A 23003-nucleotide genomic window follows, 5' to 3' on the forward strand; every position below is an offset into this window, starting at 1 on the left:
AGTGTCAGTTGTTACTAATGTTTCGACACGGCGTGATTGGCCGGAAAGTGACCGTCCTGCAACGGCACCGCAGAGCCGCCAATGGGCTTCTGCGGTGCCGTTCGGGACAGGGTCAGGGCGCGGGGGCCGGTGGGGCGGCCGCGGGGGCCGGCGGCTTGACGGCCGACATGATCGCGGGCATCACCATGCCCTTGAGCAGATCGATCGCCTCTCCGGCGCCCAGCTGATTGGCCATGCTGGTCAGGTCGCCGATGATTCCGCCGCTGGCGGGAGCGGTGGTCGCAGGCATCGCCAGCGACGGGTCGCCCAGGATCGGGTAGGTGCCCGTGGCGGGGTCCAGCCCGATCGGCGCCGAGATCGGCACCTCGCTGGTCAGCCCGGTCGAGGCCGGCACGGCCAGCGCGGGGTCGGTCAGGGCGGGCGGGGTCGACAGCCCGGGCGCGGTCAGATCCGGCGTGGTGAGGCCGGGCGTGGTGAGTCCGGGCGTGGTGGCCGTCGGGCTGGTCGGTGCGCCCGGGTCGGTCAGCCCCGGCGTGGTGAGCGCGGGATTGGTCAACGACGGGTCGGCCAGCGCCGGGTCGGTGAGGGCCGGGGCGGTCGCCCCTGGCAGGCTCGCGCCGGGAACGGTGGCTCCGGGGACATCCAGGCTCGGCCCCGTCAGCCCCGGCGTGGTGAGGCCGGGCGTGGTCAGCGCCGGAGACGTCAGCGCCGGTGAGGTGAGCCCGGGTGAGGTCAGCGACGGCGGCGTGGTGGACCCCGTGCCGGTGAGCAGCCCCGTCGGCATCGGCGGCAGGTTGATGCCGAACTGCGACAGCCCCTGTGACAGGGCCGACATCAGCTCGCCGGGCAGGTCGGTGATCAATGCGGCCTGCACGAACTCGCGATGCTGGGCCGCGGGCTCGGTGCTCGCGGCCAGGTCGGTCACGGCGATTACTGCGGCTGGACTCGCGACTGCCAGGGCCACGACTGCGCTCGTGGCTGTGGAAAGCCTGCGTCGGCGGCGGTTCGGCACGGAAGTCTCCTCAATATATGGACTACGTCGGGTAGGTGATCTTGTGAACAACCCAGGTCTCGCGCTGTCGGCGGAGAACCGACGTGAACGACGTTACTGATGTGATTACTGAGGCAAAAGTGACGATGCGTAATCGTGAGCCGATCGCAACCTTTTGCCGCCCGCCACCGCCTTGTCGGATTCGGGCGGGCCAAGCGTGTTCGGATACCCTTGCTGCCGATGACAGCTCGTTATGACCTCTTTGTCGTCGGTTCCGGATTCTTCGGTCTGACGATTGCCGAGCGCGTGGCGACTCAGCTGGACAAACGCGTTCTCGTCGTCGAGCGTCGCCCGCACATCGGCGGTAACGCCTACTCGGAGCCCGAGCCGCAGACCGGGATCGAGGTGCACAAGTACGGGGCGCACCTGTTCCACACCTCCAACAAGAGGGTGTGGGAGTACGTGCGCCAGTTCACCGAGTTCACCGGCTATCAGCACCGCGTGTTCGGCCTGTATGACGGGCAGGCGTACCCGCTGCCCATGGGCCTGGGCCTGGTCTGCCAGTTCTTCGGCCGCTACTTCACGCCCGACGAGGCCCGTGCGCTGATCGCCGAACAGGCCGCCGAAATCAAGACCGAGGACGCGCAGAACTTCGAGGAAAAGGCGATCAGCCTGATCGGCCGCCCGCTCTACGAGGCGTTCTTCAAGGGCTACACCGCCAAGCAGTGGCAGACCGACCCCAAGGAGCTGCCGGCCTCCAACATCACCCGGTTGCCGGTCCGTTACACGTTCAACAACCGCTACTTCAACGACACCTACGAGGGGCTGCCGGTCGACGGCTACACGAAGTGGTTGGAGAACATGGCCGCCGACGACCGCATCGAGGTCCGGCTGGACACCGATTGGTTCGACGTCCGGGATCAGCTGCGCGCCGAGAACCCGGAGGCGCCGGTCGTTTACACCGGGCCGCTGGACCGGTACTTCGACTACGTCGAGGGGCGGCTGGGATGGCGCACCCTCGACTTCGAGTTGGAGGTGCTCGACACCGGCGATTTCCAGGGCACCCCGGTGATGAACTACAACGACATCGACGTGCCCTACACCCGGATCCACGAGTTCCGGCACTTCCACCCCGAGCGGGACTATCCCACCGACAAGACCGTCATCATGCGCGAGTTCTCCCGGTTCGCCGACGACGATGACGAGCCCTACTACCCGATCAACACCGAGGCCGACCGCGCCCTGCTGGCCGCGTACCGGGCTCGGGCCAAGGCCGAAACCGCTTCTGCGAAGGTGTTGTTCGGCGGTCGGCTGGGCACCTATCAGTATCTCGACATGCACATGGCCATCGCCAGCGCGCTGAGCATGTACGACAACATCCTCGCGCCGCACCTGCGGGACGGCGCCCCACTAAGCAACGGCACAGAAAGTAGCAGCGCATGAGTGACATTCCGTCCGGCGCGCTCGAGTCCGGAGAATCCAGGGCCGTCAGCCTGCTGGCGCGCATCATCTCGCCGCGCTCGGGTGAACCGCTCGACGTCCGCAAGCTCTATATAGAGGAATCGACCACGAATTCGCGTCGCGCACACGCGCCGAGTCGCACCAGTCTGGAGATCGGTGCCGAATCGGAGGTGTCGTTCGCGACGTACTTCAACGCGTTTCCGGCCAGTTACTGGCGGCGGTGGTCGACGCTGGACACGGTGGTGTTGCGCCTCGAGTTGACCGGTAGCGGGCGGGTGGACGTGTATCGCTCGAAGGCCACCGGCGCCCGGATCACCGTGGGCGGTGCGCCGTTCAGCGGCGAACCCGCCGCCGTCGAGTTCGAGATCGACCTGTCCCCGTTCGAGGACGGCGGCTGGATCTGGTTCGACATCACCACCAACAGCAACACCACGTTGCACAGCGCGGGGTGGTATGCCTCGAAGCCCGCGCCGGGCCGCGCCAACATCGCGGTCGGCATCCCGACGTTCAACCGGCCCGCCGACTGCGTCAACGCGCTGGCCGCGCTGACGGCGGATCCGTTGGTGGACGAGGTGATCGGCGCAGTCATCGTCTCCGACCAGGGCACCAAGAAGGCCAAGGACCATCCGGGGTTCGAAGCTGCGGCCGCGGCGCTTGGCAACCGGCTCTCGATCCACAACCAGCCGAACCTCGGCGGCTCCGGGGGCTACAGCCGGGTGATGTATGAGGCGCTGAAAAACACCGACTGCGAACAGATCCTGTTCATGGACGACGACATCCGCATCGAGCCGGACTCGATCCTGCGGGCCTTGGCGATGAACCGGTTCGCCAAGGCGCCCACCCTGGTCGGTGGCCAGATGCTCAACCTGCAGGAGCCCTCCCATCTGCATGTGATGGGGGAGATGGTCGCCCAAGAGAACTTCATGTGGACCAACGCCGTCAACACCGAGTACGACCACAACTTCGCGAAGTTCCCGCTCAGCGACGAAGAGGAGCCGCGAAGCAAGCTGCTGCACCGCCGCATCGACGTCGACTACAACGGCTGGTGGATGTGCATGATCCCGCGCCAGGTCGCCGAGGAACTCGGTCAGCCGCTGCCGTTGTTCATCAAGTGGGACGACGCCGACTACGGGTTGCGCGCGGCCGAGCACGGCTACGGCACCGTGACCCTGCCCGGGGCGGCGATCTGGCACATGGCGTGGAGCGACAAGGACGACGCCATCGACTGGCAGGCGTACTTCCACCTGCGCAACCGGCTGGTGGTCGCGGCCCTGCACTGGGACGGCAACATCCGCGGCCTGCTGGCCAGCCACTTCAAGGCGACCATGAAACACCTTCTGTGCCTTGAATACTCGACCGTTGCCATCCAGAACAAGGCGATGGACGATTTTCTGGCCGGCCCCGAGCACCTCTTCTCGATCCTGGAGTCGGCGCTGCCGGACGTGCGCAAGATGCGTCAGCATTTCCCCGATGCGGTGGTGCTGCCCGGCGCCACCGCGCTTCCGCCGCCGTCGGACAAGCTGCGCAAGAAAGTGAAGATCCCCACCAACCCGGTGGCGATCTCCACGCGGCTGGCTCGGGGCGTGGTTCACCAGCTCAAACCGCACGATCCAGAACACCACCGGCGCCCGCAGATCAACGTCGCCACGCAGGACGCCAGGTGGTTCTCGCTGTGTGTGGTCGACGGGGTCACCGTGACCACCGCCGACGGCCGCGGCGTGGTGTATCGCCAGCGTGACCGCGCGAAAATGTTTGCCCTGCTTCGTCAGTCGCTGCGGCGCCAACTTCAGATCGCCCGCAAGTTCGACCGCATGCGCAAGGTTTACCGCGACGCCCTGCCGATGCTCACAAGCAAGGAGAAGTGGGAGTCGGTGCTGCTCGAGACGTCGCCGCATGCCTGACCTCCTGGGCGGCGACACCGTGGCACCGCCGCGCGGCGAGGAGGCCGTGCTGGTGGCGGTTCAGCGCGTGCTGGCCCAGCGTCCCGCCGCGGTGACCGGCGCGCGGGCGCTGAGCCACTTCGGGGAGCACAGCCTGGGTTGGCTGGCCGTCGCCGGGCTGGGTGCGCTGCTGTCGCCGCGCCGCCGGCGGTCCTGGCTGGTCGCGGGGGCCGGTGCATTCGTCGCGCACGCGGCGGCGGTGTTGATCAAACGCGTGGTGCGGCGCGAACGACCGCACCACCCGTCGATCGCGGTGAACGTCGCCACGCCGAGCAGGTTGAGCTTCCCGTCGGCGCACGCGACGTCCACCACTGCGGCGTCACTGCTGCTGGCCCGGGCCACCGGGCTGCCGCTGCCTGCGGTTCTGGTGCCGCCGATGGCGTTGTCGCGGTTGGTGCTCGGCGTGCATTACCCGACCGACGTGCTCACCGGCATCGTCGTCGGTGCGGCCGTCGCGGAGGCGGTCAGCACGGTCGCCGACCGAATGGAAGGGGACCGATGAGCATCTCGAAGGAAAGCAGCGCAGGGGGCGCACCGCAGTACAGCGACGACCCCACCCCGGGCAAGGGCCCGCCGCGCAACGTCGTCACCGGCCTCGTCAAGGCCACCCGGCCTCGGCAGTGGGTGAAGAACGTTCTGGTTTTCGCCGCGCCGATCGCGGCTCTCGGCGACGACCGGTACGCATACGACTACCGCGAAGTCCTGATCCGGGTCCTGTTGGCGTTCGCGGTCTTCAGCCTGGCCGCGTCCGCGGTCTATCTCATCAACGACGCCCGCGACGTGGAAGCCGACCGGGCGCATCCGACCAAGCGGTACCGCCCGATCGCGGCAGGCGTGGTGCCCGAATGGTTGGCCTACGCGCTCGCGGTGGCACTGGTCGCGGGGTCGCTGGCCATCTCCTGGATGGTGACGCCCAATCTGGCGCTGGTGATGGCGATCTACGTCGGCATCCAGCTGGCCTACTGCTTCGGTCTCAAGCACCAGCCGGTCATCGACATCTGCATCGTGTCGTCCGGCTTTCTGATCCGGGCCATCGCAGGCGGTGTCGCCGCGGATGTGCCGTTATCGCAATGGTTCTTGCTGATGATGGCGTTCGGCTCGCTGTTCATGGCGGCCGGCAAGCGCTACGCCGAGCTGCAGCTCGCCGAGCGCACCGGCGCCAAGATCCGGAAGTCACTGGAAAGCTACACCAGTTCCTATCTGCGGTTCGTGTGGACCTTGTCGGCGACCGCGCTGGTGTTGTGTTACGGGTTGTGGGCCTTCGAGCGGGACGGCACCGGCGGAACATCGTGGTTCGTCGTGTCGATGATTCCGTTCACGATCGCGATCCTGCGCTATGCCGTCGACGTCGACGGCGGTCTTGCCGGTGAGCCAGAGGAGATCGCGTTGAAGGACCGGGTGTTGCAGCTGCTGGCCGTCGCGTGGATCGGAACCCTCGGTGCCGCCGTTTTCCTCAGTTGACCAGCTCACCCTGACGGTCGCGCGTGCGGTGGCGCGCGGACCGCGGTTTGTCTACGACAAGACCGTCCGGTTCAGCCTGTGGGCGAGCGTGCTCGTCGTCGCCGCCTTGTTCACCTGGGGGGCCTGGGAGCGCCGCTGGATCGCCGACGACGGCCTCATCGTGCTGCGCACGGTACGAAACCTGTTGGCGGGCAACGGTCCGGTGTTCAACGCCGGCGAGCGGGTGGAGGCGAACACCTCCACTCTGTGGACGTATCTGGTCTATCTCGGCGCGCTGATCGGCGGGCCGGTGCGGCTGGAGTATGTGGTGCTCGTTCTCGCTTTCGTGCTCAGCGTGGCTGGGGTGGTACTGGCGATGCTGGGCGCCGGGCGGCTGTACGCACCGAGCCTGCAGGGGCGGCGCGCGCTGATGCTGCCCGCCGGTGTGCTCGTCTACATCGCGCTACCGCCCGCCCGCGACTTCGCCACCTCCGGTCTCGAGAACGGTTTGGTGCTGGCTTATCTGGGCCTGCTGTGGTGGATGATGGTGTGCTGGTCGCAGGCCTTGCACACCAACCGGCCGGCGCAGCGGCCGCCGCGTGACGGGACACCGAGCATTCGCAGAAAACCGGTCGGTGCGGCACCTCCCGACCCGCAGCAACAGCATGTGGTCAGCGGGTTCTTCGACGGCGCACTGGCTTTCGTCGCGGGGCTGAGCGTGCTGGTGCGGCCCGAGTTGGCGCTGATCGGCGGCGGCGCGCTGGTGATGATGCTGATCGCTGCCCGCGACCGGCGCCGCCGCGGGCTGATCGTGCTCGCAGGCGGCCTTGTCCCGGTGCTCTACCAGATCTTCCGAATGGGCTACTACGGGTTGATCTTCCCGGGTACCGCGCTGGCCAAAGAGGCGTCGGGATCGAAATGGGCGCAAGGGTTCACGTATCTGGCCAACTTCAACCGCCCCTATCTGCTGTGGGCGCCTGCGATCCTGCTCGCCGGACTGGCGGCGGTGGTCCTGGTGACCCGCGGGCGGCCGTGGTGGACACATCGCGCCCCCGCGCCCGGCTACGGTCGGCTGGCCCGGATGGTGCAAAGCCCCGCAGCGGTGGTGATCTTCTTCCTCGTCAGCGGTCTGCTGCAGGCGCTGTACTGGATCCGCCAGGGCGGCGACTTCATGCACGGCCGGGTGTTGCTCGCACCCGTGTTCTGCATGCTGCTGCCGCTGGCGGTGATCCCGGTCGTGTTGCCCGACACGACCCGAATGGCCCGCGGCGCAGGGTATCTGTTCGTTGGCGCCACCGGGATGCTGTGGGCCGCGGTCGCCGGTTGGGCACTGTGGGCGGCCAACTCCAGCGGGATGGGCGCCGACGCGACCCGGGTCACCTACTCCGGCATCGTCGACGAGCGGCGGTTCTACAGCCAGGCCACCGGCCATGCGCATCCGCTCACCGCCGCCGACTATCTCGACTATCCGCGAATGCGGGCGGTGCTGCGGGCGCTGAACAACACGCCCGACGGTGCTCTGCTGCTGCCCGCCGGTAACTACGACCAGTGGGATGTGGTGCCCGCGATACCGCCGCCGCCGGATGCCCCACCCGAGGTGAAGGACCAAAAGCCGCCCCACACAGTCTTTTTCACCAACCTCGGCATGCTCGGCATGAATGTCGGCCTCGATGTGCGCGTCATCGACCAAATCGGTCTGGCGAATCCGCTGGCCGCGCACTCTGACCGGCTCGAAGACGGTCGCATCGGCCACGACAAGAACCTGTTCCCGGATTGGGCGGTGGCCGAGGGGCCGTTCCTGAAGACGTCGCCGTGGATTCCGGCTTACCTCGACGAGGACTGGGTGGCCCAGGCCGAGGCGGCGCTGAAATGTCCCGCCACCGACGCGATGCTGAACTCGGTCCGCGGGCCGATGGGGCCGCGGCGCTTCCTGTCGAACTTGCTGCACGCCTACGAGTTCACGCAGTACCGGATCGATCGGGTGCCGCTCTATGAGCTGGTCCGATGTGGGCTGGAGGTGCCCGAATCCACTGCGCCCCCTTACACTGGCATGCCGGCAACCGGGCCCTAGCCGTCGGCGATCTGCCCGCCGTCGGGAAGTTCCTGGTAACACCGCACCGTGGCGGCGCGATACATCTGTCGCAGAGCGCCTTTCGTGCGGCGCCGAAATCACGAAACGGATGGTAAGAGCTGTGCGAACCTGGCTTCGCCGCGCGTTGGCGGCCACGGCGGCCGCCGTCGTGCTGCCCGGCCTCACCGCCGCGGTCGAGGCGGTGCCGAGCGCGAACGCGTTCTCTCGGCCCGGCCTGCCCGTCGAGTACCTCGACGTGTACTCGACGGCGATGGGGCGCAACGTGCGTGTCCAGTTCCAGCCCGGAGGCGCGGCGGCGCCGACATTCCAGCCCGGAGGCGGCGGGGACAAGGCGGTCTATCTGCTCGACGGTCTTCGGGCCCGCGACGACTACAACGGCTGGGACATCGAAACCCCTGCGTTCGAGTGGTTTCTGGACTCCGGGATCGCCACTGTGATGCCCGTCGGCGGCCAGTCCAGCTTCTACACCGACTGGTACTCCCCGTCGAGCTTCAACAACCAGCCCTATACCTATAAATGGGAGACGTTCCTGACCAGTGAGCTGCCCCAGTGGCTGGCGGCGCACAAACAGATCTCCACCGTCGGTAACGGCGTGGTCGGGGTGTCGATGTCGGGCAGCGCGGCATTGATCCTGGCGGCCTTCCATCCGGCGCAATTCCGTTACGCCGCATCGCTGTCCGGCTTTCTGAACCCGTCGGCGCCGTTCATGCAGCAGGCCATCCGGGTGGCGATGCTCGACGCGGGCGGCTACAACGTGGACAACATGTGGGGCGCACCCTGGGATGGGGCATGGCGGCGCAACGACCCGATTGCGCAGGTCGGCAAGCTGGTCGCCAACAACACCAGGCTGTGGATCTACTGTGCGCCCGGCGGTGTCACGCCCGTCGACGTGAACGCCGACCCCAACCAGGTGTTCGCTGCTCACAGCCTGGAAGCGATGGCGTGGAAGAGCAACAAGGACTTCCAGGCGGCCTATCTGGGGGCGGGCGGCACCAACGCGACCTTCCATTTCCCGGCGGCCGGAAATCACGCGTGGCCGTACTGGGGTGAACAGCTTCAGGCGTTGAAGCCTGACCTGATCGCGACCCTCAACGGTTAAGGAGTGACCAGGCACGATACCTGCTAAATAGAAGGATCACAGCAAGGTGTGGTTGACTGCACGAGCAACGCGGCACGGCCTGAGGGGCATCATCCGCGTGCGGCATACGACAGATGGGATAGAACAAGCATGAAGTTCGTTGGCAAGATCCGGCGTGCGGCGAGGACCCTGCCGCGCCGGCTCACGGTTGCAGCACTCGCGGCGGCCGTGTTGCCCGGTTTCGTCAGCGCCGTCGGAGGCTCGGCGACCGCCGAGGCCTTCTCTCGTCCGGGGTTGCCGGTCGAGTACCTGATGGTTCCGTCCGCGGGGATGGGACGCGACATCAAGGTGCAGTTCCAAAACGGCGGCCCCAACGCGCCGGGGGTCTACCTGCTCGACGGGCTGCGCGCCCGCGACGACTTCAACGGCTGGGACATCGAGACCGCCGCGTTCGAGTGGTACCTGGACTCGGGCCTGGCGGTGATCATGCCCGTCGGTGGCCAGTCCAGCTTCTACAGCGACTGGTACAAGCCGGCTTGCGGCGACAACGGTTGCCAGACCTACAAGTGGGAGACGTTCCTGACCCAGGAGCTGCCCGCCTATCTGGCCGCCAACAAGAGCGTGGACCCCAACCGCAACGCGGCGGTGGGCCTGTCGATGGCCGGCTCGGCGGCGCTGACGCTGGCGATCTACTACCCGCAGCAGTTCCAGTACGCGGCGTCGCTTTCGGGCTTCCTGAACCTCTCCGAGGGCTGGTGGCCGATGCTGGTCAACATGTCGATGGGGGATGCGGGCGGCTACGACGCCAATGACATGTGGGGTCGCACCGAAGACCCGAACAACGCGTGGGAGCGCAACGACCCGATGGTCAACATCGACAAGCTGGTCGCCAACAACACCCGCATCTGGGTGTTCTGCGGTAACGGCAAGCCCGCCGAGATCAACGGTCGGCTGGCCGGCGACAACTTCAACGCGAAGTTCCTGGAGAGCTTCACGCTGCGGACCAACGAGACGTTCCAAGAGGAATATCTGGCTGCCGGCGGAAAGAACGGCGTGTTCAACTTCCCGTCGGGCGGCACCCATGACTGGCCGTACTGGGGCCAGCAGGTGCAGCAGATGAAGCCGGACATCCAGCGGGTGCTGGGTGCCACCCCGCAGCCGACCACCCCGGTCGCCACCGAGGCCGCGCCTGAGGCGGCTGCCGCGGAGACCGGCAACTAACGCGGCGGCTTCGGCAACACGCAGTTGACGGCGGCGATCCCGGGCGGGTCGCCGCCGTCAGCCATTTCGGGCGGGTCCGCCGGGTTGGTGTGATTGACTACCTCGCGCGGGGACATCAGACGATCGTGAGGTGGCGTAGTTGATGCGTGGATTGTTCCGAGGACTCCTGACGGCGGCGCTGACACTGGGCATGTGGACCGCCGGTACCTCCGCGGCACCGGACGCCAGAGCCGATGTCGAGATGCTGATGGTGCCGTCGGCGGCGATGGGTCGCGATATCCCGGTCTCGTTCCTGGCAGGCGGCCCGCACGCCGTGGTCCTGCTCGACGCCTTCAACGCCGCGCCCGACGTGAGCAACTGGGTGACGGCAGGCAACGCCATGAACACCCTGGCGGGCCAGGGCATCTCGGTGGTCGCTCCGGCCGGCGGCGCGTGGAGCATGTACACCAACTGGGAGCTGGACGGCAGCAAGCAGTGGGAGACGTTCCTGGCCGATGAGCTACCGAACTGGCTGGCCGCCAACAAGGGCCTCGCGCCAAGCGGACACGGCATCGTCGGCGCCGCCCAAGGGGGCTACGGCGCGATGGCGATGGCCACGTTCCATCCGGACCGTTACCGCTTCGCCGGTTCCTTGTCGGGCTTTCTGACCCCGGAACGGACCGGCGTCGACGGCGCGATCACCGCCGGCCTGGCGCAGTACGGCGGCGTCGAAACCCGCAACATGTGGGGCTTGCCACAGTTGGGCCGGTGGAAGTGGCATTCGCCAAACGCGCACGTGCAGCTGCTCGCCGACAACAACACCCGGCTGTGGGTGTTCAGCCCACCTGCCGGTGGATGCACCGATCCGGCCGCGATGATCGGCTACTGCGACATCGCGCAGGGCACCAACCGCGAGTTCTACCAGCACTATCGCTCGGTGGGCGGCAAGAACGGGCACTTCGACTTCCCGACCTCCGGCAACCACGACTGGGGCAACTGGAGCGCACAGCTGGCCGCGATGACCGGCGAATTGGTCACCACGATCAGGTAGCCGAACGTTGCCGCGGCTGCCGGGTGCCGCCCGAATCAGCCGGTACCTTGGAGGCGTGCAGCAAGCGGGATGGCGGACAGTGGGCGCAGCCCAGGTGCTTCTGGCGTCCGCGACCGTGTTGATGACCGGATGTTCGGGTGACGGCGTGCTCGCTCTCAGCCAGCCGGACCCGGAGACCGCGACGGTGCACGGCCACGCCGGTACCGCAGCGCCCGGCCCGCCCGCCGCGGGTGGCAAATCCAACGCCCTGGTCGTGACCGAACGGCAACGCGCCTACCTCGACGCGCTGACCGCCGCGGGGGTGAAACCCTCCAGCGACCTGATGGCGTTGAACATCGGCTCCTATGTGTGCCAGGCGCGCGCGGCCAAGCACGGCGAGCAGGCGGTGTGGGACATCGTCCATCCGCTGGTGCGCAGCGACGCCGGCAGCGACCAGTTGGCCGCGACACCACCGTCGGCCGCGGAGATCGACGCGGCCACCGCCGACTACATTCGCATCGCGACACAACGACTCTGCTAGCGGGAGCCCGAAACATCCATGGCCAAGACCAATCGGCGGAAACGCCATCGCATCCTCGCGCTCGTCGCGGCCGGGGCGGTGGCGCTTGTGGTGGTGCTGGTCGCCGTCCTGGTGTGGGTATGGCAGCGCGCGCCGGAGATACCGCCGGGCGCCGTGCCGCCCACCACGGCGCCGCCGGGTGTGGTGGTGCCGCCGAAGAAGCCGCGCCCGGAGTTTCAGGACGCCAGCTGCCCGGACGTCCAGCTGATCTCGATTCCCGGCACCTGGGAGTCCTCACCGCAGATGGACCCCTTCAACCCGGCGCAGTTCCCGATGGCGTTGCTGCTCAACGTGACCAACCCGATCCGCGCCGAGTTCGACCCGGGCCGCGTCGAGGTGTACACCGTGCCCTACACGGCGCAGTTCCACAACCCGTTCTCGTCGGACAACCAGATGTCCTACAACGACAGCCGCGCCGAGGGTTTTCACAACACCGTGAAGGCCATGGCCGACATGAACGAGCGCTGCCCGCTGACCAGCTACGTGCTGATCGGGTTCTCGCAGGGCGCGGTGATCGCCGGTGACATCGCCAGCGACGTCGGCAACGGCCGCGGGCCGGTCGACGAGGACCTGGTGCTCGGGGTGGCCTTGATCGCCGACGGCCGCCGCCAGACCGGCGTCGGCCAGGACGTCGGCCCCAGTCCTGGAGGGGTAGGCGCCGAGATCACCCTCGACGAGATCCCGTTGCTCAACGAGTTCGGCCTGGACATGACGGGACCTCGCCCCGGCGGGTTCGGTCTGCTCAACGACCGCACCTACGAGATCTGCGCGCACGGCGACCTGATCTGCTCGGCACCGAAGTCGGCGTTCAACATCACCCAGCTGCCCAAGACGCTGGAAGTGCTCAGCGGCGGGGCCGGGCAGCCCATCCACGCGATGTACGCCTCACCGGAGTATTGGAACGTCAACGGCATGTCCTCCACGCAGTGGACCCTGAATTGGGCGCGGGATGTGATCGATAACGCTCCGCACCCGAAACATGGCTGACCTGTGACCGGACGGATTTGGCGAGGGACAGGCGAACGCCTAACATTAAGAAATAACTAAGACCAGCAAGCGTCGGCACGCCGGAACACGCACCTCAGAGCGCCCACGTGACGCGGGCCAGCACCCGCTACGATCTGAGGGTTTGGGGTCGCGTGGGCGGGCGTGATCAAGGCGCCGATGCGAGTGGTTCTTGACAGGAGTAAGAGATGGCCTTCCACAACCCGTTCATCAAAGACGGACTGATCAAGTTTCCGGACAACGGCAGCTTGGTCAAGCACGTCGAACGATGGGCGAAGGTGCGTGGGGACAAGCTCGCCTACCGGTTCCTGGACTTCTCCGTCGAGCGCGACGGTGTCGCGCGCGATCTGCACTGGGCCGACTTCGGCGCCCGTAACCGCGCCGTCGGCGCGCGACTCCAGCAGGTCACCCAGCCCGGTGACCGGGTCGCGATTCTGTGCCCGCAGAATCTGGAATATCTCGTCGCGTTCTTCGGCACGCTGTACTCGGGCCGCATCGCCGTGCCGCTGTTCGACCCGAACGAGCCGGGTCACGTGGGCCGCCTGCACGCCGTGCTCGACGACTGCGAGCCGTCGGCGATCCTGACCACCACCGAGGCCGCCGAGGGGGTACGTAAGTTCTTCCGCACCCGGCCCGCCAACCAACGTCCGCGCGTCATCGCCGTCGACGCGGTGCCCGACGAGGTCGGCGCCACCTGGGAGGTCACCCCCGTCGACGAGCACACGATCGCCTACCTGCAGTACACCTCGGGCTCGACACGCATCCCGACCGGGGTGCAGATCACCCACCTGAACCTGGCCACCAACGTGGTTCAGGTGATCGAGGCGCTGGAAGGTGAGGAGGGCGACCGCGGCGTCTCCTGGCTGCCGTTCTTCCACGACATGGGGCTGATCACCGTGCTGCTGTCGCCGATGATCGGCCACTACGTCACGTTCATGACGCCGGCCGCGTTCGTGCGCCGCCCCGGCCGCTGGATCCGCGAACTCGCCCGCAAGGAGGGCGACACCGGCGGCACCATCTCGGTGGCGCCGAACTTCGCGTTCGACCACGCCGCGGCCCGCGGGGTGCCGAAAGAGGGCGAGCCGCCGCTGGACCTGTCCAACGTCAAGTGCATCCTCAACGGCAGCGAGCCGATCTCGGCCGCCACCGTGCGGCGGTTCAACGAGGCGTTCGGCCCGTTCGGGTTCCAGCCCAAGGCGATCAAGCCCTCCTACGGCCTGGCCGAGGCGACCCTGTTCGTGTCAACCACGCCGATGGACGCCGAACCGACCATCACCCATGTCGACCGCGACGAGCTGAACAACCACCGCTTCGTCGAGGTGCCCGCGGACTCGCCGAAGGCCGTGGCACAGGCCGGCGCGGGCAAGATCGGCCTGGCCGAATGGGCTGTCATCGTCGACAACGACACCGCCACCGAACTTCCCGACGGTCAGATCGGCGAGGTGTGGATCAGCGGCCAGAACATGGGCACCGGGTATTGGGGCAAGCCCGAGGAGACGGTGGCCACGTTCCAGAACATCCTGAAGTCGCGCACCAACCCGTCGCATGCCGAAGGGGCCCCCGACGACGCCACCTGGGTGCGCACCGGCGACCTCGGTGCCTACTACAACGGTGAGCTCTACATCACCGGGCGCACAAAGGATCTGGTGATCATCGACGGGCGCAACCACTACCCGCAGGACCTCGAGTACTCGGCGCAGGAAGCGACCAAGGCGCTGCGCACCGGGTTCGTCGCCGCGTTCTCGGTGCCGGCGAACCAGCTGCCCGACGAGGTGTTCGAGAACGCCCACTCCGGTCTCAAGCGCGACCCCGACGACACCTCGGAGCAGTTGGTGATCGTCGGCGAGCGCGCCCCGGGTGCGCACAAGCTCGACATGGGCCCGATCGCCGACGACATCCGCGCCGCGATCGCCGTGCGCCACGGTGTCACGGTGCGCGACGTGCTGCTGACGGCGGCGGGCGCCATTCCGCGCACCTCCAGCGGCAAGATCGGCAGGCGCGCCTGCCGCGCCGCCTATCTGGACGGCAGCCTGCGCAGCGGCAAGATCCCCAACGCCTTCCCCGACGAAACCGACTGACGGCTGACTTCCGCTGAACATGGCTGATACACAAGACGACTCGCAGCAACCCGAGATGCCGTCCGGCGACGACATCCAACTCGCGCCCGAGAAGCCGCTGAACGCACCAAAAACCGACATGACGGTGGCCGAGATGCGCACCTGGCTGCGCAACTGGATCGCCAACGCCACCGGCCAGTCGCCGGACGCGATCAACGACTCCACCCCGATGGTGGAGCTGGGGTTGTCGTCGCGCGACGCGGTCGCGATGGCCAGCGACATCGAGGATCTCACCGGTGTCACGCTGACCGCGACGGTGGCGTTCCGGCATCCGACGATCGAGTCGTTGGCGACGGTGATCATCGAGGGCGAGCCCGAGCCGGCCGAGGGCTCCGACGACGAGGACTGGACCCGCGATGTCGACGAGGACGTCGCCAACATCGCCATCGTCGGCATCGCCACCCGGTTCCCCGGCGATATGAACACCCCGGAGGAGACGTGGCAGGCGCTGCTGGAGGGCCGCGACGCGATCACCGACCTGCCCGAGGGCCGCTGGGAGGAGTTCCTCGGCGAACCGCGCATCGCCGAACGCGTGGCCAAGGCGCGCACCCGCGGCGGCTACCTGTCCGACATCAAGGGCTTTGACGCCGAGTTCTTCGCGCTGTCGAAGATGGAGGCCGACAACATCGATCCGCAGCAGCGGATGGCGCTCGAATTGACCTGGGAGGCACTCGAACACGCCCGCATCCCGGCGTCGAGCCTGCGCGGGGCGAATGTCGGCGTCTACATTGGCAGCTCGCTGAACGACTACAGCTTCCTGGCGATGTCGGACCCGTCGGTCGCGCACCCGTACGCGATCACCGGCACGGCCAGCTCGATCATCGCCAACCGGGTGTCGTACTTCTACGACTTCCGCGGCCCGTCGGTGGCCGTCGACACGGCGTGCTCGAGCTCGCTGGTCGCCGCGCACCAGGGGGTGCAGGCGCTGCGCTCGGGCGAGGCCGACGTCGCGATCGTCGGCGGCGTGAACGCGTTGATCACGCCGCTGGTCACCGTCGGTTTCGACGAGGTCGGCGGGGTGCTGGCGCCGGACGGCCGGATCAAGTCGTTCTCCGCCGATGCCGACGGCTACGCCCGCTCCGAGGGCGGCGGCATGCTGGTGCTCAAGCGGCTCGGCGACGCGCGCCGCGACGGCGACGACATCATCGCCGTCATCGCGGGCAGCGCCGTCAACCACGACGGGCGGTCCAACGGCCTGCTCGCGCCGAACCCGGACGCCCAGGCCGAGGTGCTGCGCAAGGCGTACAAGGACGCGGGGATCAACCCGCGCGACGTCGACTACATCGAGGCGCACGGCACCGGCACCATCCTCGGCGACCCGATCGAGGCCGACGCGCTGGGACGTGTCGTCGGCCGGGGTCGCACCGCCGACAAGCCCGCACTGCTGGGCGCGGTGAAATCCAATGTGGGACACCTGGAGTCCGCCGCGGGCGCGGCCAGCCTGGCCAAGATGGCGCTGGCGTTGCGCAACAACAAGATTCCGCCGTCGATCAACTACGCCGGGCCCAACCCCTACATCGACTTCGACGGGGTGCACCTGAAGGTGGCCGACACCGTCACCGACTGGCCCCGCTACAGTGGGCGCGCCATCACCGGGGTGTCCGGGTTCGGCTTCGGCGGCGCCAACGCGCACCTGGTGCTGCGCGAGGTGCTGCCGTCCGATCTCGTTGAGCCCGAACCCAAGCCGGAACCCGAACCCGAGAAGCCGAAGCCGTCGGAGGCCAACGCCGTCTATGTGGGCGGGGTCCGGATGGACGAGTACGGAGAGTTCATCGATGATGACGACGATGACGCTCTGGACCGACCGGCGCAGGCCGCCGATGACGAGCCGGAACTGCCCGGGCTGACCGACGAGGCGCTGCGGTTGCTCGCGGTCGCGCGCGAAGAACTCGAGTCCGGCGAGCAGCCGACCCCGATTGTGCCACTGGCTGTCTCGGGCTTTTTGACCTCGCGGAAGAAGGCCACCGCCGCGGAACTGGCCGACTGGATCGACAGCCCGGAAGGACGCGCGTCGTCCCTGGAGTCGATCGGCCGCGCGCTGTCGCGGCGCAACCACGGCCGGTCGCGCGCGGTGGTGCTGGCCCGCGACCACGACGAGGCCGTCAAGGGGCTGCGCGCCGTGGCCGAGGGCAAGCAGAACCCCAACGTGTACAGCGCCGACGGGCCCGTCACCAACGGACCGGTCTGGGTGCTGGCCGGATTCGGTGCCCAGCACCGCAAGATGGCCAAGAGCCTGTACCTGCGCAACGACGTGTTCGCCGAGTGGATCAACAAGGTCGACGCCTACGTGCAGGACGAGCGTGGCTACTCGATCGTGGAGCTGATCCTCGACGATTCACAGGACTACGGCATCGAGACCACGCAGATCACCATCTTCGCGATCCAGATCGCGCTCGGCGAGTTGCTCAAGCATCACGGTGCGAAACCCGCTGCGGTGGTGGGCCAGTCGCTCGGTGAGGCCGCCGCGGCGTACTTCGCCGGCGGTCTCTCGCTCGAGGACGCCACCCGCACCATCTGCTCGCGCTCGCATCTGATGGGCGAGGGCGAGGCCATGCTGTTCGGCGAGTGGATCCGGTTGATGGCCCTGGTCGAGTACTCGGCGGAGGAGATCGAGACGGTGTTCGCCGATTTCTCCGACCTCGAGGTGTGCGTGTACGCCGCGCCCACCCAGACCGTGATCGGCGGTCCGCCCGAGCAGGTCGACGCGATCATCGCCCGCGCCGAGTCCGAGGGCAAGTTCGCCCGCAAGTTTCAGACCAAGGGCGCCAGCCACACCTCGCAGATGGATCCGCTGCTCGGTGAGTTGGCCGCCGAACTCGTCGGCATCCAGCCGCATCCGATCCAGATCGGTTACTTCTCGACGGTGCACGAGGGCAAGTACTTCCGGCCCGGCGAGGTGCTTCACGATGTGGACTACTGGAAGAAGGGGCTGCGGCACAGCGTCTACTTCACCCACGGCATCCGCAACGCCGTCGACAACGGCCACACCACGTTCCTCGAGCTCGCGCCGAACCCGGTCGCGCTCATGCAGGTCGGCCTCACGACGGCGGCGGCCGGTCTGCACGACGCCCAGCTGATCGCGACGCTGGCGCGCAAGCAGGACGAGGTCGACTCAATGGTCGCCGCGATGGCCCAGCTGTACGTGCACGGTCACGACCTGGACATCTGGACCCTGTTTCCCCGGCGGTCCACCGGGGCTGAGTACGCCAACATTCCGCCCACCCGGTTCCGGCGCAAGCCGCACTGGCTGGAGGCGCGGTTCACCGGCGACAGCTCGATGATCATGCCGGGCAACCACGTCGCGATGCCCGACGGACGCCACGTCTGGGAGTTCTCGCCCAAGGGCGAGGCGGATCTGGCGGCGCTGGTGAAAGCCGCTGCCGCGCAGGTTCTTCCGGACGCCAAACTGGTCGCGTCCGAACAGCGTGCGGTGCCCGGGGAGGGCGCCCGGCTGGTGACCACGCTGACCCGCCATCCCGGAGGGGCCAGCGTGCAGGTGCACGCGCGCATCGACGAGTCGTTCACGCTGGTGTACGACGCGGTGGTCAGCCGCGACGGCGCGGTCGGCGCGCTGCCGGTGGCGGTGGCCACGGGTGCGACTGTTGGTGCCGGCCAGGTCCTTGCGGAAGAGACTGCTTCACCCGACGTCGCCGCTGACGCGGCTCCGGCGATCCTGCAGGACAACCTGACCGCGGGCGCGGGACTGGCCGCCGGCTTCGCCAAGTGGTCGCCGGACTCCGGTGAGACCATCCACGACCGGCTGGGCGCGATCGTCGGCGGCGCCATGGGCTACGAGCCCGAGGACCTGCCCTGGGAGGTGCCGCTGATCGAGCTCGGGCTGGACTCGCTGATGGCCGTGCGGATCAAGAACCGCGTCGAGTACGACTTCGACCTGCCGCCGATCCAGCTGACCGCGGTGCGCGACGCCAACCTGTACGCGGTCGAGAAGCTGATCCAGTACGCGATCGAACACCGCGACGAGGTCGACCAGCTCGCCGAGCACCAGAAGGCCCAGACCGCCGAGGAGATCGCCGCCGAGCAGGCCGAGTTGATGGGCGGCGCGACGACCGTCGCCGAGCTCGAGCAGGTGCTGGCCGAGAAGACCGGCGTCGCCTCGGAGGTGACCAGCGCGGGCACGGCGACGGAATCGGATATCCCGGCGCCGCCAACCGATCCGAGCGGCCCGAACATCCCGCCGCCACCGACGGATCCGTCCGGTCCGGCGGTCCCGCCGCCGCCGACGGACCCCAGCGGACCCCAGGGTGACGGCCCGTCGCAGTCGGCCGTCGCGGCCGCCACCAAGGTGCTCACCCAGGAGGCGGTCACCGAAGCGCTGGGCGCCGACGTGCCGCCCCGCGACGCCGCCGAACGCGTCACGTTCGCGACGTGGGCGATCGTCACGGGCAAGTCGCCGGGCGGCATCTTCAACGAGCTGCCCGCCATCGACGACGCGACCGCGACCAAGATCGCCGAGCGGCTGACCGAACGCGTCGACGAAGGCACGATCACCGTCGACGACGTCCGCGCCGCCAAGACCATCGAGGAGCTGTCCACCACCGTCCGGGAGTACCTCGAGGGCGGCAAGGTCGACGGGTTCGTGCGGACCCTGCGCGCGCCGAAGGAGGGTTCGGACCGCGTCCCGGTGTTCGTGTTCCACGCCGCGGGCGGATCTACGGTGGTCTACGAGCCGCTGCTGAAGCGGCTGCCGCCGGACACCCCGATGTACGGCATAGAGCGGGTGGAGGGCTCGATCGAGGAACGCGCCCGCGAATACGTGCCGAAACTGTTGGAGCTCAACGGGGACAAACCGTTCATGCTGGCCGGCTGGTCGCTGGGCGGGGTGCTGGCTTACGCGTGTGCGATCGGGCTCAAGGAGGCCGGCGCCGACGTCCGCTTCGTCGGGCTGATCGACGCGGTGCGCCCGGGCGAGGAGATCCCGCAGACCAAGGAAGAGACCCGCGCCCGCTGGGATCGCTACGCCCGCTTCGCCGAGCGCACCTTCAACGTCGAGATCCCCGAGATCCCCTACGAGGAACTCGAGAAGCTCGACGACGAGGGCCAGGTGCGGTTCGTCCTGGAGGCGGTCAGGCAGAGCGGGGTGCAGATCCCCGGCGGCATCATCGAGCATCAGCGCACGTCGTACCTGGATCAGCGGGCCATCGACACCGCCGAGATCCGGCCCTACGACGGCAAGGTGACGCTGTACATGGCCGACCGCTACCACGACGACGCCATCTACTTCGAGCCGCGCTACGCGACCCGGCAGCCCGACGGCGGCTGGGGCGAGTTCGTTTCCGACCTGGAGGTCGTGCCCATCGGGGGCGAGCACATCCAGGCGATCGACGAGCCGTACATTGCGAAGGTCGGCGCACACATGAGCGAGGCGATCAGCCGCATCGAGTCTGAGGAGAAGCAGGCCAAGTGACCACGGAATCTCTTCCACCCCCTCGCACCAAAACGACCGCCGAACTGCTGGCCGAGCTGCGCGAAAAGCTGGAGCAGGCCAAGGAACCCGCCGGGGAGAAGGCGATCGCCAAGCGGGCGAAGAAGGGCATTCCGAGCGCCCGCGAGCGCATCCACGCGCTGCTCGATCCCGGGAGCTTCCTCGAGATCGGCGCGCTGTGCAAGACGCCGGGCGATCCGAACGCGTTGTTCGGCGACGGCGTTGTGACGGGGCACGGCCGGATCAACGGCAGGCCGGTCGGGGTGTTCAGTCACGACCAGACGGTCTTTCAGGGTTCGGTCGGCGAGATGTTCGGCCGCAAGGTCGCCAAGCTGATGGAGTGGGTGGCGATGGTCGGCTGCCCGATCATCGGGATCAACGACTCGGCGGGGGCCCGCATCCAGGACGCGGTGACCTCGCTGGCGTGGTACGCCGAGCTGGGGCGTCGCCACGAGCTGCTGCGCGGTCTGGTTCCCGAGATCTCCATCATCCTCGGCAAATGTGCTGGGGGCGCCGTGTATTCGCCGATCCAGACCGACCTCGTGGTGGCGGTGCGCGATCAGGGCTACATGTTCGTCACCGGCCCGGACGTGATCAAGGACGTCACCGGCGAGGACGTGTCGCTCGATGAGCTCGGCGGGGCCGACGCGCAGGCCCGGTACGGCAACATCCACCAGGTGGTCGAGGACGAGGCCGCAGCGTTCCAGTACGTCCGCGACTACCTGAGCTTCCTGCCGCCCAACACCTTTGACGACCCACCGATCGTCAACCCCGGCCTGGAGCCCGAAATCACCCCGCACGACTACGAGCTCGACTCGATCGTGCCGGACAGCGACAACATGGCCTACGACATGCACGAGATCCTGCTGCGGATCTTCGACGACGGCGACGTGTTCGACGTCGCAGAGCAGCAGGGCCCGGCGATCATCACCGCGTTCGCCCGTGTCGACGGGCGCCCGGTCGGCGTGATCGCCAACCAGCCGATGCACATGTCCGGCGCGATCGACAACGAGGCGTCGGACAAGGCCGCACGGTTCATCCGGTTCTGCGACTCCTACAACCTGCCACTGGTTTTCGTGGTGGACACCCCCGGCTTTCTGCCCGGTGTCGCGCAGGAGAAGGGCGGCATCATCAAGCGCGGCGGCCGGTTCCTCAACGCCGTCGTCGAGGCCGACGTGCCGAAGGTGACGATCACGATCCGCAAGTCCTACGGCGGCGCGTATGCGGTGATGGGCTCCAAGCAGCTCTCCGCCGACCTGAACTTCGCGTGGCCGACCGCGCGCATCGCGGTGATCGGCGCCGAGGGTGCCGCGCAGCTGATCATGAAGCGGTTCCCGGACCCGAACACGCCGGAGGCGCAGAAGATTCGGGCCGACTTCATCGAGGGCTACAACCTCAACATGGCCACGCCGTGGATCGCGGCCGAGCGCGGGTTCATCGACGCGGTGATCCAGCCGCACGAGACCCGGCTGTTGCTGCGTAAGTCACTGAACCTGTTGCGCGACAAGCAGATCACGCGGGTGCAGCGCAAGCACGGCCTGACCCCGATCTAAGCACCTTCTTGCCGCGAGCGTGCGTGTCTGAGGGCGACACGCCGAGGTTTTGCCCGAGTTTACGCACGCTCGCGCCGGGGCGGCGGGCTCAGATCGGCGGCAGCCCGAGCCAGTCGTCGACCATGAACGCGTCCCCGCGCGCGACGACCGTCGCACCGCCGTGCCCCGGGTAGTGCGCGGGAACGACCGCAGCGCGACGCCGGGACGCTTCGGTGAGGATCCGTCGGCGCGTGGCTGCCGCCGCCTCGAAATCCTCGTCCCACGCGCAGGGATCGCCGGGCCGGGCGAGCTGGACGGGGCAGTGGGTCAGGTCTCCGACGAACACCGCGGGCTTGCCGGCGTCCAGCCACACCACCGACGATCCCGGGGTATGGCCCGGCGCCGGGCGCAGCCACAACGACTCGCTGAGCCGGTGGTCGTCAGACCACAGCTCGATCTGGTTCTCGACGGGAGAAACGCTGTCCGCGAACACTGTTCGGACATGCTCCTGTGCCGACTGCTCGTCCTCGGTGCGCGGCGTCGACGTCTGCGCCGGCCCGTCCGGCGCGAAATGCCGATAGTCGGCCTCCGGCATCAGGTACCGGGCGTTCGGGAACGTCGGCACCCACGCATCGCCGTCGCGCATCGTGTTCCAGCCGACATGGTCGAAGTGTAGATGGGTGTTGACGACCACGTCGACGTCGCCGGGGTCGAACCCCGCGGCCGAAAGCGTCTGCAAGAAGTCGGTCTGCAGGTTGTCCAGCGCCGCCATCCGCGGCCGGGACTTGCCGTTGCCCGCGCCGGTGTCGACGAGCACCGTCAGCCCGTCGACCTCGATCACCCACACCTGCAGCGCGATGCGCCATCCGGTGTCGGTCCAGAACGTCGGCGAGAACTCGTCGGCGTGTTCTTGCCAGGCCCCGGCGGGGGTGTGCGGGAACACCTTGGTGGGAAGATCGTCGACCTGCCACTCGATGACGCGGGTGAGCGTCGCGGCGCCGAGCCGTAGCTGATCCACGGCCCCAGGTTAGATCACGCCGAGCGTGCGCAAACTTCGGCAAAACGACGGCGTGTCGCCCTCAGACACGCACGTT

The 23003-nt window shown here is 67.9% G+C and carries 15 protein-coding genes; 13 read left to right on the top strand and 2 right to left on the bottom strand.

The window, feature by feature from the left end; all coding sequences use genetic code 11:
* Positions 1–112: 112 nt before the first annotated feature.
* Positions 113–1012: a hypothetical protein gene (locus G6N28_RS12750; RefSeq protein WP_163900778.1), complete on the bottom strand. Its 900-nt coding sequence runs from the start codon at positions 1010–1012 to the stop codon at positions 113–115.
* A 219-nt stretch (positions 1013–1231) separates the two neighbouring features.
* On the opposite strand from G6N28_RS12750, the gene glf reads away from it, so the two are divergent.
* From glf to G6N28_RS12815, 13 genes are all read left to right on the top strand, one after another.
* Positions 1232–2434 (top strand): UDP-galactopyranose mutase, encoded by a 1203-nt coding sequence (glf, locus tag G6N28_RS12755; protein ID WP_163900780.1) that lies wholly within the window; start codon positions 1232–1234, stop codon positions 2432–2434.
* Complete coding sequence (locus G6N28_RS12760; protein WP_163900782.1) at positions 2431–4353, top strand: glycosyltransferase; 1923 nt, start codon at positions 2431–2433, stop codon at positions 4351–4353. The genes glf and G6N28_RS12760 overlap by 4 nt, the downstream gene beginning before the upstream one ends.
* Positions 4346–4894 carry a phosphatase PAP2 family protein gene (locus G6N28_RS12765; RefSeq protein WP_163900784.1) on the top strand — a complete coding sequence of 183 codons (549 nt, stop codon included), beginning with the start codon at positions 4346–4348 and terminating at the stop codon, positions 4892–4894. The genes G6N28_RS12760 and G6N28_RS12765 overlap by 8 nt, the downstream gene beginning before the upstream one ends.
* Positions 4891–5853, top strand: a complete 963-nt coding sequence (locus G6N28_RS12770) for a decaprenyl-phosphate phosphoribosyltransferase (protein ID WP_163900786.1) — start codon at positions 4891–4893, stop codon at positions 5851–5853. The genes G6N28_RS12765 and G6N28_RS12770 overlap by 4 nt, the downstream gene beginning before the upstream one ends.
* Entirely contained in the window at positions 5831–7903 is a 2073-nt protein-coding gene (gene zomB, locus G6N28_RS12775) for a terminal beta-(1->2)-arabinofuranosyltransferase (RefSeq protein WP_407664956.1), read from the top strand. Before G6N28_RS12770 ends, zomB begins: the two co-directional genes overlap by 23 nt.
* A 109-nt stretch (positions 7904–8012) precedes the next feature.
* On the top strand, positions 8013–9023 hold the full coding sequence (locus G6N28_RS12780; RefSeq protein WP_163900790.1) for an alpha/beta hydrolase: 1011 nt from the start codon (positions 8013–8015) through the stop codon (positions 9021–9023).
* 129 nt (positions 9024–9152) lie between these two features.
* Positions 9153–10223 carry an esterase family protein gene (locus G6N28_RS12785; RefSeq protein ID WP_163900793.1) on the top strand — a complete coding sequence of 357 codons (1071 nt, stop codon included), beginning with the start codon at positions 9153–9155 and terminating at the stop codon, positions 10221–10223.
* A gap of 142 nt (positions 10224–10365) precedes the next feature.
* A complete protein-coding gene (locus G6N28_RS12790; protein ID WP_179962066.1) occupies positions 10366–11253 on the top strand; it encodes an alpha/beta hydrolase-fold protein in 888 nt (295 codons plus the stop codon).
* Between the two features lie 55 nt (positions 11254–11308).
* Complete coding sequence (locus G6N28_RS12795) at positions 11309–11773, top strand: DUF732 domain-containing protein (protein WP_163900797.1); 465 nt, start codon at positions 11309–11311, stop codon at positions 11771–11773.
* An 18-nt stretch (positions 11774–11791) separates the two neighbouring features.
* Positions 11792–12799, top strand: coding sequence for a carboxylesterase Culp6 (gene culp6, locus G6N28_RS12800; protein WP_163900799.1), 1008 nt, complete (start codon positions 11792–11794; stop codon positions 12797–12799).
* Positions 12800–13005: 206 nt separating this feature from the next.
* The gene (gene fadD32 / locus G6N28_RS12805) at positions 13006–14895 is read left to right on the top strand and encodes a long-chain-fatty-acid--AMP ligase FadD32 (RefSeq protein WP_163900801.1); all 1890 of its coding nucleotides are present in this window, start codon (positions 13006–13008) and stop codon (positions 14893–14895) included.
* Between the two features lie 19 nt (positions 14896–14914).
* Positions 14915–20359: a polyketide synthase Pks13 gene (gene pks13, locus G6N28_RS12810; protein WP_163900802.1), complete on the top strand. Its 5445-nt coding sequence runs from the start codon at positions 14915–14917 to the stop codon at positions 20357–20359.
* Positions 20356–21930 carry an acyl-CoA carboxylase subunit beta gene (locus tag G6N28_RS12815; protein ID WP_163900805.1) on the top strand — a complete coding sequence of 525 codons (1575 nt, stop codon included), beginning with the start codon at positions 20356–20358 and terminating at the stop codon, positions 21928–21930. The genes pks13 and G6N28_RS12815 overlap by 4 nt, the downstream gene beginning before the upstream one ends.
* An 88-nt stretch (positions 21931–22018) precedes the next feature.
* Here the strand turns inward: G6N28_RS12815 and G6N28_RS12820 are convergent, their stop codons facing one another.
* On the bottom strand, positions 22019–22927 hold the full coding sequence (locus G6N28_RS12820; RefSeq protein WP_163900807.1) for an MBL fold metallo-hydrolase: 909 nt from the start codon (positions 22925–22927) through the stop codon (positions 22019–22021).
* Positions 22928–23003: the final 76 nt, after the last annotated feature.

The sequence above is a fragment of the Mycolicibacterium pulveris genome (assembly GCF_010725725.1).
GTDB lineage: Bacteria > Actinomycetota > Actinomycetes > Mycobacteriales > Mycobacteriaceae > Mycobacterium > Mycobacterium pulveris.

Excerpts from the sequence above, each read along its gene's own strand:
- glf (WP_163900780.1), top strand. The coding sequence starts at position 1,232 with ATGACAGCTCGTTATGACCTCTTTGTCGTCGGTTCCGGATTCTTCGGT.
- G6N28_RS12760 (WP_163900782.1), top strand. The coding sequence starts at position 2,431 with ATGAGTGACATTCCGTCCGGCGCGCTCGAGTCCGGAGAATCCAGGGCC.
- G6N28_RS12765 (WP_163900784.1), top strand. The coding sequence starts at position 4,346 with ATGCCTGACCTCCTGGGCGGCGACACCGTGGCACCGCCGCGCGGCGAG.
- G6N28_RS12770 (WP_163900786.1), top strand. The coding sequence starts at position 4,891 with ATGAGCATCTCGAAGGAAAGCAGCGCAGGGGGCGCACCGCAGTACAGC.
- G6N28_RS12780 (WP_163900790.1), top strand. The coding sequence starts at position 8,013 with ATGGTAAGAGCTGTGCGAACCTGGCTTCGCCGCGCGTTGGCGGCCACG.
- G6N28_RS12785 (WP_163900793.1), top strand. The coding sequence starts at position 9,153 with ATGAAGTTCGTTGGCAAGATCCGGCGTGCGGCGAGGACCCTGCCGCGC.
- G6N28_RS12790 (WP_179962066.1), top strand. The coding sequence starts at position 10,366 with ATGCGTGGATTGTTCCGAGGACTCCTGACGGCGGCGCTGACACTGGGC.
- culp6 (WP_163900799.1), top strand. The coding sequence starts at position 11,792 with ATGGCCAAGACCAATCGGCGGAAACGCCATCGCATCCTCGCGCTCGTC.
- fadD32 (WP_163900801.1), top strand. The coding sequence starts at position 13,006 with ATGGCCTTCCACAACCCGTTCATCAAAGACGGACTGATCAAGTTTCCG.
- pks13 (WP_163900802.1), top strand. The coding sequence starts at position 14,915 with ATGGCTGATACACAAGACGACTCGCAGCAACCCGAGATGCCGTCCGGC.